At 71.9% G+C, this 12,780-nt stretch carries 13 protein-coding genes; all 13 read right to left on the bottom strand.

The genetic code is table 11. The annotated features are described in order from the left end of the window. Window positions 1–936: VOC family protein (locus ROTAS13_RS10335; RefSeq protein ID WP_075822276.1), on the bottom strand; the 936-nt coding region annotated here is incomplete at its 3' end. Continuing rightward, on the bottom strand, window positions 906–1,730 hold the full coding sequence (locus tag ROTAS13_RS10330; RefSeq protein ID WP_075822275.1) for an IclR family transcriptional regulator: 825 nt from the start codon (window positions 1,728–1,730) through the stop codon (window positions 906–908). The genes ROTAS13_RS10335 and ROTAS13_RS10330, both read right to left, overlap by 31 nt. Then, window positions 1,727–2,515 carry an alpha/beta fold hydrolase gene (locus ROTAS13_RS10325; protein ID WP_075822274.1) on the bottom strand — a complete coding sequence of 263 codons (789 nt, stop codon included), beginning with the start codon at window positions 2,513–2,515 and terminating at the stop codon, window positions 1,727–1,729. The genes ROTAS13_RS10330 and ROTAS13_RS10325 overlap by 4 nt, the downstream gene beginning before the upstream one ends. Further along, the gene (locus tag ROTAS13_RS10320; RefSeq protein ID WP_075822273.1) at window positions 2,512–3,258 is read right to left on the bottom strand and encodes an SDR family oxidoreductase; all 747 of its coding nucleotides are present in this window, start codon (window positions 3,256–3,258) and stop codon (window positions 2,512–2,514) included. The genes ROTAS13_RS10325 and ROTAS13_RS10320 overlap by 4 nt, the downstream gene beginning before the upstream one ends. 4 nt (window positions 3,259–3,262) lie before the next feature. Then, the gene (locus ROTAS13_RS10315) at window positions 3,263–4,312 is read right to left on the bottom strand and encodes an aromatic ring-hydroxylating dioxygenase subunit alpha (RefSeq protein WP_075822272.1); all 1,050 of its coding nucleotides are present in this window, start codon (window positions 4,310–4,312) and stop codon (window positions 3,263–3,265) included. 29 nt (window positions 4,313–4,341) lie between these two features. Beyond that, entirely contained in the window at window positions 4,342–5,184 is an 843-nt protein-coding gene (locus tag ROTAS13_RS10310) for an ABC transporter permease (protein WP_202801181.1), read from the bottom strand. Window positions 5,185–5,186: 2 nt separating this feature from the next. Beyond that, complete coding sequence (locus ROTAS13_RS10305; protein WP_019460472.1) at window positions 5,187–6,191, bottom strand: ABC transporter substrate-binding protein; 1,005 nt, start codon at window positions 6,189–6,191, stop codon at window positions 5,187–5,189. 23 nt (window positions 6,192–6,214) lie between these two features. Next, window positions 6,215–7,006 (bottom strand): ABC transporter ATP-binding protein, encoded by a 792-nt coding sequence (locus tag ROTAS13_RS10300; protein WP_019460471.1) that lies wholly within the window; start codon window positions 7,004–7,006, stop codon window positions 6,215–6,217. Further along, the gene (locus ROTAS13_RS10295; RefSeq protein ID WP_075822271.1) at window positions 6,987–7,247 is read right to left on the bottom strand and encodes a recombinase-like helix-turn-helix domain-containing protein; all 261 of its coding nucleotides are present in this window, start codon (window positions 7,245–7,247) and stop codon (window positions 6,987–6,989) included. Before ROTAS13_RS10295 ends, ROTAS13_RS10300 begins: the two co-directional genes overlap by 20 nt. Before the next feature lie 478 nt (window positions 7,248–7,725). Further along, window positions 7,726–8,715: a tripartite tricarboxylate transporter substrate binding protein gene (locus tag ROTAS13_RS10290; protein WP_019460469.1), complete on the bottom strand. Its 990-nt coding sequence runs from the start codon at window positions 8,713–8,715 to the stop codon at window positions 7,726–7,728. A gap of 73 nt (window positions 8,716–8,788) precedes the next feature. After that, entirely contained in the window at window positions 8,789–10,399 is a 1,611-nt protein-coding gene (gene mdlC / locus ROTAS13_RS10285; protein WP_075822270.1) for a benzoylformate decarboxylase, read from the bottom strand. Between the two features lie 43 nt (window positions 10,400–10,442). Beyond that, entirely contained in the window at window positions 10,443–10,985 is a 543-nt protein-coding gene (locus tag ROTAS13_RS10280; protein WP_058389385.1) for a MarR family winged helix-turn-helix transcriptional regulator, read from the bottom strand. A gap of 140 nt (window positions 10,986–11,125) precedes the next feature. Then, complete coding sequence (locus ROTAS13_RS10275) at window positions 11,126–12,601, bottom strand: hypothetical protein (protein WP_058389386.1); 1,476 nt, start codon at window positions 12,599–12,601, stop codon at window positions 11,126–11,128. Window positions 12,602–12,780 lie beyond the last annotated feature (179 nt).

Genomic DNA, 12,780 nt, shown 5'->3' with positions numbered 1-12,780 from the left:
GGCCACGGCAGGGGCTGCGGTGGCGGGCGCGGCCAGCGCCGTCTCGGCGAAGCCCGGGTCGGGGCGGCCCTGCATCACCGCGCGCATGGCGGGCGTCGGCGGGCCGGCGGTCATCCACTGGTCCATCGCATCGGGGCGGTCGCGCGGCCAGACCTGCGGCTGGTGCGTCGCCTCGTCGATCTGCTGCACCTCGGAGGTGAACTCGATCACGAAGCCGGAGGGTGAGACGAAATAGGCGAAGGGGTTGTTGCCCGGCCCGTGCCGCCCCGGACCCCAGGCCGCCGCCTGCCCCGCCACGCGCATGCGCCCGATGCCGCGCATGAAGCTGTCGATGCTCGGCATCTCGAAGGCGACATGGTTCACGCTGGCATAGGGGGCGCGGTTCAGCGCGATGGAATGGTGGTCGCTGGCGCAGCGCAGGAAGACCATCTGGTTGGCCGAGTAGTCGGAGACCTTGAAGCCCAGCAGGGCCTCGAAGAACTCCTGCGCGCGCTCCATGTCCGGCGTGTTCAGCACGACATGCGAGGCCTTGCGTGGCTTGCCGGTGGCATCCTCGGTGTCCGGGTTGCGCGCCACCTCCGCGCTGATGCGCAGGCGGCGGCCATCCGGGTCCAGCAGCTCGAAGCCCAGGCCGCCGCCGGGCGTCGCCAGCGGCACGATCGCCGTCAGGCCGCGCGCGCCCCTCTCCTGCAGCGAGCGGTGCAGCGCCTCCAGCCCGGCGCGGTCGCCCATGCCGAAATGCACGTAGTCCACGCCGAAGACATTGTCGTCGCGCAGCCCATAGATGAAGGGCTCCGGCCCGGTGCCGCGGAGATAGACGGTGCCGTCCGCCTCCGCCGAGACGGTGAGACCCCAGTTCTTCTCGTAGAACTCCCGGGTCGCGGTGATCCCGGGGGCGCGCATCACTATGCCGCGGAGGAAATCGACGCCGACCATGGTGCGTTCCTGTCCTTGTTGTTGAAGCCGAGCCGCGAGGAGATGTCGGCGGCGGCCCGGGCCAGCGCGCGGCCGATCGCCTCGCGCCGTCCCTGGTCGTTGCCGAACCAGTCGGCATGGCCGGTGACGTTGATCGCCCCGGCGCAGTGGCCGGTGGAATCGAAGACCGGTGCCGCGACGGAGCTGACGCCGGTCTCGAAATAGCCGGCGCTCCAGGCCAGCCCGGCCTCGCGGTCCTGGGCGAGCTGGGTCAGCAGCGCGTCCACCGTGGTGGGGGTCTGGGCCGTCACCTTCTCCAGCGCCGCGCCGGCAAAGAGCACCCGCACCCTCGCCTCGGGAAGCTGCGCCAGGATGGCGCGGCCCATGTTCGTGGCATGGGCCGGCAGGCGGCTGCCGACGCGGACATTGCTGACCAGCGGCATGTCCGGCGTCAGGCGCAGCAGGTAGACGATGGACAGCTCGTCCAGCACCGCGAGATGCGCGGAAAGGCCGATCTCCTTCACCAGCGCCTGCAGCACCTCGGTGCTGACGCGCACGATATCCTGCTGCGCCAGCGCCTCCGCCGCCACGGTGAAGGCGCCGAGGCCAAGCCGCCAGCCCACGCCGTCGGGGCGCCGCTCGATGAAGCGCTCGGCCTCCAGCGTGTGCAGCAGGCGGATCAGCGTGGTGCGGTTGATGCCGAGCGCGGCGGCGCTGCGGCTGACATTGATCACCGGGTCGCCGGCGCCGATATGGCGCAGCAGCTTCAGCGCGCGCTCCACCGGCGGCACGGCATAGGTGGTGCTCTCGCTCACGACAGCGCCTCCCGCAGCAGGGCGGCCACCGTTTCCGGCTTCTCCTGCGGCAGGGCATGGCCCACGCCGGGCACGAGGCGGGCCTCGATGCCCAGGGCCGCGGCCAGCTTCTCCGCATTGGCAGGCGGCGTCACCACATCCTCGATGCCCGCGGCCACCAGCGAGGGCACGCGGATCGCGGCGGCATCGGAAAGCACGTCGGCCCCGGCCAGGAGCAGGCTGGCGCGGCGATAGCCCGGCGGGCGGACCCGGCCCATGGCGCCACGCACCGCGTCCAGCACGGCGGGGCGCTTCTCCGGCTCGAAGACCAGCCGTTCCACCCGCAGCGCCGCCATGCCCTCGGGACCCAGGCGGTCCAGGTCGTCCAGCCGCGCCTGGATGCCCTGCGGCAGCGTGCCGCCGCGGGGCACGCCATAGCCGAGTGCCGGGGAAAGGGCGGCGAAGAGCGCCACGCGCTCCGGATGCAGGCGGGCGAAGCGCGCCGCCGTCACCACGCCGAGCGAATGGCCCAGCAGGATGCAGCGGGCGATGCCGGCCTCGTCCAGCAGCGTGGCGAGGGCGGCGGCATAGTCCCCGGCATCGGGCCATTCCGGCGCGAGGTCCACAGAGCCGCCATAGCCCGGCATGTCCCAGGCCAGGACCGGAGCGTTCCCGCCCAGGGCCCCGACCAGAGGCAGAAAGCTTTCCGGCGCGCTGCCGATCCCGTGCAGCAGGACGAAGGGCGTGCCCTCCCCGCCGCGCCGCAGGGCGCCGATGCCGCCGAGGCGGATGCGTTCCAGCTTCATGTGAAGACGAAGCCCCGGTTCACCGGCAGCACCTGCCCGGTGAGCGCCAATGCGCCCGGTGTCAGCAGGAAGGCCACGGTGGGGGCGATGTCGGCGGCCTCCTGCACCCCCGGCACGGCACGGCCTTCCTCGTAGAGCCGGTGGCGGGCCGGCGGCACGTACTCGGTGGATTCCGTGCGCAGGATGCCGGGCGCCACGGCGGCGATGCCGATGCCATCCGGCCCCAGCTCGCGGGCCAGGGAACGGGTCATGGAGATCACTGCCCCCTTGCTGGCGGTATAGGACAGCAGGCGCGGCGCGCCCCAGAGCGCGGTGTCGGAAGCGACATTGACGATGCGCGCGTCCCGCCCCCGCCGCAGCAGCGGCGCCAGGGCGCGGATCACCAGCCAGGTGCCGCGCACGTTCACCGCCATCACCCGGTCCCAGCTTTCCTGTCCGATCTCCTCGAAGGTGACGCCGCCGATGCCGGTGGCGATGGCGGCGTTGTTCACCAGACCGTCCAGCGCGCCCTCCTGCGCCGCGACATCCGCCGCCATGGCGAGGATGGCGTCCGGCTCGGCGAGGTCCACCGGCACGAAGCGCGCGCCCAGCTTCTCCGCCGCCGCCGCGCCGGCCTCCGCATCGCGGTCGGCCAGCACCAGCCGCGCCCCGCAGCCGCGCAGCGCCTCGGCCAGAACCAGGCCCAGCCCGCGCGCCGCGCCGGTGACGAGGATGGTGCGGCCGGAGAGCATCAGGTCTGACATGCGCTCAGCCCGCCGCCCGCGTCAGCGCCGCGTCCTCGGCGGCGATCTGCGCCTTGGCCTGCCGGTTCAGCAGCTGCCGGATGCGCGCCACGCCGATATCGTGCTGGTAGAGCATCTCCCGCTTGCGGGCGTCGTCCGGCATGCCTTCCAGCATGACGCGGTCCTGCTCCAGCACCGCCCAGTGCCGCGGCTCCAGCGTGGTGCGGTACATGAAGCGGAAGACCTCCCGCGCCAGGCCCTGCACCTTCCGCAGCCGCCAGAAGAAGACCATGCAGTGCGTGTCGTCCACGGGGGTGGTGAAGCCGATGATGCGGAACACGCCGCCCGGCCCGGCCGCCTTGGGGTAGGGGATGTCGAGGCGGCAGTAGCTGCCGTCCGGCGTCACCACCATGTCCGTCCAGTCGAAATTCTCGCCGGCCTGCTCGACACGGGAAACGAGGAAGCCGTCCTCCCGCTGCTCCAGCTTCATGTGGTCCTGCTTCGCGCCGAAGGCCAGGGTGAAGCTGTTGGCGTGCAGGTAGCAGCCGTGCATCGGGTCGGCGAGGTTGTCGAGCGCGTAGCGGTAGTTGCAGGCCCAGTGGGAATAGCAGAGGAAGCCCGTCCATTCCGGGTCCGCCAGCTCCGGCGGGGTCGGTAGCTCGGGCGCCTCCGGCTTCTCCACCGAGGCGAAGTAGACGAAGACGCAGTCCGCCAGCTCGCGCACCGGATAGCTGGCGAGCGCCTTCTTGCCCTCCAGCGAGCATTTCGGCATGGCCGGCACGCGCAGGATCCGCCCGTCGCCATCCAGCACCACGCCGTGATAGCCGCAGGCGATGTTGCCCTCGTGCACCACGCCATAGGACAGGCGCGCGCCGCGATGCGGGCAGTAGTCCTCGATGCAGCGGATGGCGCCGTCCTTGTCGCGCCACAGCACGAGGTTGCGGCCCAGCGCCTTCACGCCATGCGGCTTGCCGGGTCGGACATGGCTGGACTTCGCCACCGCGTACCACTGGCCGAGGATGCCGCTGTTGACGCGGTCCTCGATGCGCTCCTTCAGGGTGATGGCCTCGCTCATCGTCGGGGATTCCCTCGTCTTCCGGCGCGTCAGGAACGGGCGCGGGGGATGTAGTGGAGGACGCGCTTCTCGACCGCGGCGACGGCGGCGTAGAGCGCGATGCCGATCGCGGTCAGCAGCAGGATGGCGTTGAACACCATGGCCGCGTTGGCCTGGCCCTCGCCATAGGAGATCAGGTAGCCCAGGCCGGTATTGCCGCCGACCAGCTCGCCCACCGTGACGCCGATCACCGCCAGCGTGGCGCCGATGCGCAGGCCCGCCATCAGCGAAGGCATCGAGGCCGGCAGCTCGATCTTGAGGAAGATCTGGAAGCGGTTCAGGGAATAGGCGCGGGCGAGGTTGATCAGGTCCCGGTCCACCGTCTTCATCGATTGCAGCACGTTCACCAGGATCGGGAAGAAGACGACCAGGATGGTGACCAGCAGCTTCGGCCAGGCGGTGTAGCCGAACCACATGATGAAGAGCGGCGCGAAGGCCACCTTCGGCGCGATCTGCAGGGCCAGCAGGAAGGGCGAGAGCGCCTGTTCCCAGAAGCGCGACATGCCGAGCAGGTAGCCGCCCGCCGCGCCGCAGAACCCGCCCACCAGGAAGCCCAGGATGGTCATGCTGAGGGTGGAGAGGAAGTTCGCGAGCAGATCCTCCTGCGCCCACATCCGCGCCATCTCCGCCATCGTGTCGGAGAGCGGCGGCAGGATGTAGGGCGGGATCGCCAGGATCGCGGGCAGCCACTGCCAGGCGGCGAGGAAGGCGGCGAAGATGCCCCCCATGGCGGCCCAGCGCAGCGCATCCGCCGCCGGCACGATGCGGGGCGCGACTGGCGTGGGGGAGGGGGCGAGGGCCGGGGACACCGCGAGCTGTTCGGTCGCCGACATGGTCACTTCGCCACGAATTCGTTGGTGTAGGTGTCCTCGACCGGCACCGCCTTCTGCACGATGCCGTGCTCGAGGTAGAACCTGCCCACCGCCGCGATGCGCGCCGGGTCGAAGCTGCCGAAATCCGGCCTGTCGTTCACCGCGTAGATCAGCGTGGCATAGCGCCGCAGGATCTCCTCGTTCGCGGCGAGGTTCTCGGCCTGGCTCGGCACCGCCTCGACATAGGTGCGCGCGGCGGCGACCGGATCGGCGGCTATCTCCTTCACCGCCCGCAGCGTCGCCTGCACGAAGCCGCGCACCACGGCCGGGCGCTCGGCGATGATCCTGTCGGAGGCCAGGATCGCCTGCGCCATGGCGGGGAAGATCCTGTCGATGGCCATGACGTTCACCGGCACGCCGGCGCGTTCCACCGTCACCGCCCATTCCGGCACGCCGGACATGGCGACGATGCCGCCCGAGCCCATCAGCTGCACGAGGCCCGCCGGGCCCAGCGCCTGGATGTTCGCGTCGGTGCGCCGCATCCCCGCCGAGGCCATCACGGCGAGCAGGTTGTAGTAGGTCGTGTCCTGGAAGGCGATGACGCCGATGTTCTTGCCGCGCAGCCCCTGGATGTCGGTGATGCCGCTGTCCTGCCGCACGATGATCTGGCTCAGCGGCCGGTTGCCCAGCAGCGCCACGCCGCGCACCGCCAGCCCGTTGGGCCGCACCACAAGCGGCGTGTCGCCGATGCCGCCGCCGAGTTCGGCATTGCCCACCGCGACCTGCTTCGCCACGTCGGCGCCGCCGCGCCCGGTCTGGAAGACCGGCTCCAGCCCGGCCTCGCGGTAGTAGCCCTTGTGCCGCGCGATCTGGAAAGGCGCGAAGGCCGGTAGCGTGTCGGGCGCCGGGAAGAGATAGGTCAGCTTCTCCGGGCCTTTGCCCCCCTGGGCCCGCACCGCGGGCGCGGCCAGCAGGCCGGCCAGCAGCGGGGCGGTGCGGAGCATGGTACGGCGGGTCACGGGGTGCATGGGCGGTGGCCTTCTCGCGGGTCTCAGGCGGCCTGGTCGGCCAGATGCAGCTTGTCGAAGAGATAGGCGGCGTATTCGCCGCTGCGCGGATGGGCGCGGCGCGCGGCGGGCTCGTCGCGGGAGGGCAGGTCGAGCACGATCTCCTCCACGATGCGGCCCGGGCGCTCGCTCATCACCAGGATGCGGTCGGACATGGCCACTGCTTCCGCCAGGTCGTGCGTGATCAGCACGGTGGTGATGCCGGAGGCCGCGATGGTCTGCGCGAAACTCGCCTGCAGCACCAGCTTGGTCTGCGCGTCGAGGGCGGAGAAGGGCTCGTCCAGCAGCACGATGTCGGGCTCGATGGCCAGGGTGCGCGCCAGCGCCGCGCGCTGCCGCATGCCGCCGGAAAGCTGGTACGGATAGCGGTCCGCGAAATCCCCCAGCTTGCACCGGGCCAGCTCGCGCAGCGCCCGCTCGCGCCGCTCGGTACGGGAAACGGGGCGGGATTCCAGGCCGAACTCGACATTGCGCAGGATGCTGCGCCAGGGCAGCAGAAGGTCCTTCTGCAGCATGAAGCCGACATGCTCGTTCGGCCCGGTCACCGGCACGCCGCTGACCGCGACGGAGCCCTCGCTCGGCCGGTCGAGGCCGGCGGTCATGTTCAGGATCGTGCTCTTGCCGCAGCCCGAGGGGCCGATCACCGACACGAACTCGCCCGGCCGCACGGCGAAGGTGACGTCCTGCACGGCGGTGAAGCTGCCGCCGCCCGAGGCGAAGCGCCGCGTGACGTGCCGGAATTCCAGCGCGGGGGCGTCAGGCGTCGCGGCGGGCATAGGCATCGTCCAGCGAGGCGTTGATGGCGGACAGCTCGGCGCCGAGCTTCTCCAGCGTCCAGGGCGAGGCCTCGCCCGAGGGCGCCGGCACGCCGTCCCGCTGCAGCCAGTCCGCCAGGGCCGCGAAGTCGTGGATGCCTTCGGCGAAGGCCCGTTCCAGCGCGGCCGCCAGCGCCACCTCAGCCTCGGTCAGCGGTCGGGCAAGGCTCTGGCGGGCCAGGGTGTCGTGCGAAGGGTTCACGTCGGATGTCCACGCTGTTTGGGGTGGATGTTCAAATAAGAACTTTATGTTCAAAATTCTTGCGCAATACGTCTGGGCCTTCAACAGGAATCTGCGAACTTCAGGAATTCTACTGTGCAACTGCGAAGAGAAGGCCTTCGCGACAGGCTCATTGCCTGTTCAGTGAGCTTCTTTGCCGGGAGTTGTGCGAGAAAGTGCTCAGGACTGCCCAGCGAGGCGCAGCGATGCCTGCTGGCGCCATGCCTGTGGCGGTCCCGGGGGAGAGGCGCTGCCTCTCGCCCCGGCCCCCTCTCCGCCGGGGACCGAAGCCGGTCCCCGGACCCCGGGCTTGAGTGGGCGCCTGTGGTGGCCGTCAGCCCGTGGGTTGATCCCTGAGAAGTTGATCCCTGAGAACAGGTGGAGCAGCGGGGCGCCCGAAAAGAAAACAGCACGATGCCTGCGCTGGTGGCACCGTCGGTCCGCCGGAGCGCTGGCGCTTCTACTCCGCGCGGATGCCGGCGGCGCGGATCACCGGCTCCAGCGTGCTGCGTTCCTGTTCCACCACGGCGGCGAACTGTGCGGGGGTGCCGCCGCCGATCTGCGCTCCCTGTTCCACGAAGCGTCCGCCGATCTCCGGGTCGTGCAGCGCCGCCGTGACCAGGGCCGCCACGCGTTCGGTGATGGCGGGCGGCGTGCCCGCCGGCGCCGCCATGCCGAAGGCGGTGCCGAAGACGAAGTCCACGCCCTGTTCGCGCATGGTGGGGACGTCCGGCAGCTGCGGCAGGCGCTGCGGGCTGGCCGCCGCCAGCGGGCGCACGCCATGGCCGCGGATCTGGCCCAGGATGTTCGGCACGTTGTCGATGACCATGTCGATGTTCCCGGCGACGAGATCCGTCACCGCTGGGGCCGCGCCGCGGTAGGGGATGTGCTGGATGTCCACGCCGGTGCGCTGCCTGAACAGCTCCAGCGCCAGGTGGAGGCTGCTGCCCGCGCCGGCGGAGCCGGCGGTGAGCCGGCCCGGCGCCGCCTTCGCCGCCGCGATCACCTCGCCCACGCTGTGCCAGGGGCGCACGTTGGCGACGCAGAGGACCTTGGGCGTATGGGCCAGCAGCACGATCGGCGCGAAGGCGGTCTGCGTGTCATAGGGCATGCTGCGGTAGATGTACTGGTTGACGGCGAGCGGCCCGAGCGCGCTGGCCAGCAGCGTGTGGCCGTCGGGCGGCGACTTCGCCACCACGTCGGCGCCGATATTGCCGCCCGCGCCGGCACGGTTCTCCACCACCACCGGTTGGCCGAGCTGCGCCGTCATCCGCTGCGTCACGGCGCGCGCCAGCGTGTCCACCAGCCCGCCGGGCGGGAAGGGCACGATGACGCGCACCGGCCTGGTGGGCCAAGGGGCGTTGGCCGTATCCTGGGCGCGGGCCGTGCCAAGCAAGGGCAGGGCGAGGCTGCCGAGGGCGAGCCCCCGGCGGGTGACAATCCCGGACATGGATTTCCTCCTCGTGAAGCGCCGCCCCGCTTCTTCCGGCGGGCGGTCTGGTTTCCGGCGGGCCGTTCCCCGGTCAGGACTTGTGGTAGAGGGTGGGGATCGCCGGATCGACCGCGACCTCCACCAGCATCGGCCCCTCGGCATGGCAGGCGGCGCGCAGCGCCTCGTCCAGCGCGGCGGGATGCGTCACGCGCTGCCCGGGGCAGCCCAGCCCGCGCGCCAGGTCGACGAAGCCGATGCCCGGCAGGTCGATGCCCGGCACGTCGCGCACCTGCATTACCTGGCTGAAGGAGCGCATGGCGCCGTAGCCGCCGTTGTTGATCACCACCACGGCGATCGGCAGCCGGTGCTGCACGGCGGTCCAGAGCGCCTGGAAGGAATACATCGCCGAGCCGTCGCCGATCAGGCAGACCACGCGCTGCCCCGGCTTCGCCAGCGCGATGCCGACCGCCGCCGGCAGGGAATAGCCGAGCCCGCCGCTGGCCATGGTGAAGAAGCTGCCCCAGCGGTTCCGCGGCATCTGCGCCTGGATGGCGGGGCGGTGCGAGGGCGCTTCCTCCACCAGCACCGCATCCTCCGGCATGGCGGCCTGGAGGCGGTGCAGCAGCCAGCCGGCGGGGATCGGCTCGGCGGGCAGGGGCGGCGCGGGGCGGGGGCGCGGGAGGGGCGAGGCGCGTTCCGCCACCGGCAGGGCGGCGGCCAGCGCCGGCAGGCCCAGGCGCAGGCTGCCCAGGATGGCTGTGCCGGCGGGGGCGGAGGCGGCGGCCTCCCCATCCATGGTGAGTTGGAAGAGGGGGATGCCGCTGTGGAAGAAGGGCGCGTCGCCCTCGATGTGGAAGGTGAAGACCGGTGCCCCCACCACCAGCACGAGGTCATGCGCCATCAGCCGGTCGGAGACCGCCTGGGGCGCCGCGGGCAGGAAGCCGTCGAAGAGCGGATGCTCCTCCGGGAAGGCGATGCGCGAGGCGAAGGGCGCGGTCATCACCGGCGCGCCGAGACGCTCGGCCAGGGCGACCAGCGCCTCGCCCGCGCCCTCGGCATCCACCTCCGACCCGGCCACGATCAGCGGCCGGCGCGCCGCCGCGATAGCCCGCGCGGCCGCCGCGATGGCGGCGGGATCGGGCGCCATCTCCGCTGACAGGCGGCGCGGCTGCACCGGCTGGCAGGTGGCCGACCAGTCATCGGCCGGGATGGAGACGAAGCAGGGGCCGAAGGGGCGCTGCATGGCGATGCGGTGCGCCTGGGCGATGGCCGCCGGCACATCCGCCGCCCGGGCCGGTTCGATGCTGAACTTCACATAAGGCCGGGGGAACTGCGCCGCGTCCGTGGCGCCGAGGAAGGGCAGGTTCGGCAGCAGCGAGCGCGCCTGCTGCCCCGCCGTCACCACCAGCGGCGTCTGGTTGCGCCAGGCGGTGAAGAGGTTGCCCAGCGCATGGCCCACCCCGGCGGCGGAATGCAGGTTGACGAAGGCGGCCCGCCCCGTGGCCCGGGCATGGCCGTCGGCCATGCCGACCACGCTCGCTTCCTGCAAGCCCAGGACATAGCGGAAATCCGCCGGCCAGCGGTCGAGCAGGCCGAGCTCGGTGGAGCCGGGATTGCCGAAGACCGTGGTCATGCCGAGGTCGCGCAGCAGGTCGAGCACCGCCTGCCGCACGGTGGTCGTGGCGCCGGAATGGACAGACATGGGGTGGCGTTTCCTCCTCGTGTTCTTTTCTGGTCTGCCGGCCTCAGCCGATCCCGGCGGCGATGCGCCGCAGGATGGCCAGGAACACTTCCCGCTGCTTCGGCCCGACCAGAGCATCGAGCGCCGCGTCATGCGCCGCCGCATGGCCGGAAAGCTCCCGCAGCACGGCCTCCCCCTCCGCCGTGACGAAAAGGGCGTAGCTGCGCCGGTCCTGCGGCGCGCGGCGGCGCTGGATCAGGCCGCGCTTCTCCAGGTCGGCCAGGGCGGGGGTCAGGGTGGACTTGTCGCGCCCCGCCGCGGCGCTCAGCGCCGTCTGCGACAGGCCGGAATTCGCCGCGATGATGCGCAGGATCGCGAAGCGGCCGGGCCGCAGGTCGCTCTGCCCGGTGCGACGCGCGAAGGCGGCGAAGGAGGCCTCCTGCGCCAGGCGCAGGTTGAAGCCCAGCATGTTCTCCAGCCCGCCCAGGCCGGTCTCGCTATCCGGGCGGCCAGGGGACGGGGGAGCGGGCGGCGAATCCCCGGAGGTGGCGGCCTCCTCCGCCGCAGGCATGGGCGCACCGGGCCGCGAGGCTCGCAGCGGGGCCATGAAGGTCGCTCCTTTCCCTGGGCGGCGGGCTCTGGTGGCCTGCCTGCCGGGCCCACGGGTCCGGGGCCTTATTGGTAGGATATCCAACCTTTTACCGGCAGGACAAGCGAAATGCAGCGAGGGCCGCCTTTCCCCGGCCGCTATCCCGCCCGCCGGAAGCGGAGCCAGCGCATGCCCGGCCCGACCTCCAGCGCCGCCTGCCGCCCCCGCGCGCCGTCCGAGAGCGTGACCCCGTCCTCCCGCCAGGAGCCGTCCCGCAGCGCATCCCCCAGCGCCACCGCCTCCATCCCACCGGCGACGGAGACGGTGATCCGGCGGGGCCGGGGCGCCTCCAGCCGGCGCTTGGCCACCACGTCGTAGAGCGGCGCGCCGAGCTGCATCCCGTAGAAGAAGGTTCCGGCGGAATCCTGCAGCAGGCAGGTCACCACGCCATCCGTGACCTCCTCCGCCCAGGGGTTGGACAGGTCGCCGGACAGGGCGAGGTCGAGCGTGGCGGGCGTGAAGCCCGACGCCTCCCGGCCGTCGTCGCGCAGCAGCGCCAGGGTGTTGCGCAGGGCGTGGAATCCGGGCTTGCGGCTGCCATCGCCGCGCACCAGGCCGAAATACGCCTCGTTGGAGCGCCCGCGCGACAGCGGCTCGTCCAGCAGCTCGTAGAAGTACCAGCGCTCCAGCCCGTTCTTCAGGCAGTAGGCGCCGTAGCCGGTCATGTAGAGGGCGGCGATGTCCTCGGGGCAGGGGTGGTTGCCCTCGTCCAGCCCGGTCGGGTCGGTGTTGTAGCCGAGCTCCGTCGCCCAGAAGGGCCTGCCCGGCGCCAGCGGGTTGGCGGCATAGGTGGCGCCGTAGCGCAGGCTGCCATAGCGCAGCGTCTCGCCCCCCCGCGCCAGGGGCGCGCCCTGTCCCCGCAGCCAGGGCGGCCGCCCGCCGGGATAGGGGTGGAAGGTGCCGCGGTCGTTGAAGGGGATCGAGCCCGCGATGCGCCAGGACTGGCGGAAGTCGATCACCGTCGGCGCCCCGATCGGCAGGCCGGCGAAGCGCGGATCGGCATCCCGCGCCGCCCGCAGCTCCCGCTGCCAGCGCACCGCCTCGGCATCGCCGTCGCGGTTCTGGCGGCGCATGAAGCCCTGGTACCAGCCGTCGATCTCGTTGGAGCCCTCGAATCCGTCCACGGCGCCCGGCACCAGCTTGCGCGCGATGGCGATGCAGGTCGCGGCGGGAAAGTCGTTCGCCCCGGCATGGCTCAGCAGGGTGATGCCGTGCCGCTCGTGCAGCGTGTTCACCCAGCCGATGGGTGCCGGACGGTCGGGCAGGGAGGCGCGGATGCGCCCGACCCCCAGCTCCGCCAGGGCCGGGCGGACGCGCCCCCCGAAATCCTCGTAGTCGCGGCTGTTCTGCAGATGCACGTTGATGCCGTGCCCGCGATGGAAATCCGCCACCCGCAGCGCGGTGACGCGTCCCTGCATGGGCTGCGGCGGCGGCAGGGGACCGGCATAGAGGTCCCGGGGCCGCTCCGCCCTGGCGCCCCGGATGGCCGGCGCGGCGATCAGGCCCGACAGGGCCAGCCCGGCCAGATGGCGGCGGGCAATGGGGGTGGCGATGGGTCGTCTCCCTCCTGGCATCGGAGCCATGCTCCCGACCGTGCCCGTGGCGTCAAGTCTGGTGGTCGGAGCCCATCTCCGACGTTGCTCCGTCCCCGGGGGACAAGGCTCCGCCTTTTCCCCCGGACCCCCTTATCCGCCAGGACCCTGCGGGCCCTGGACCCGATGAGTTGGCTCCGGTTGCCGGCCGGATCGCGCCG

This window comes from Roseomonas sp. TAS13, assembly GCF_001950415.1.
GTDB classification, from domain to species: Bacteria; Pseudomonadota; Alphaproteobacteria; order Acetobacterales; family Acetobacteraceae; genus Roseomonas; species Roseomonas mucosa.
Note: the sequence above shows the minus strand (reverse complement) of the source record. Positions and strands in the feature narration are given on the sequence as shown.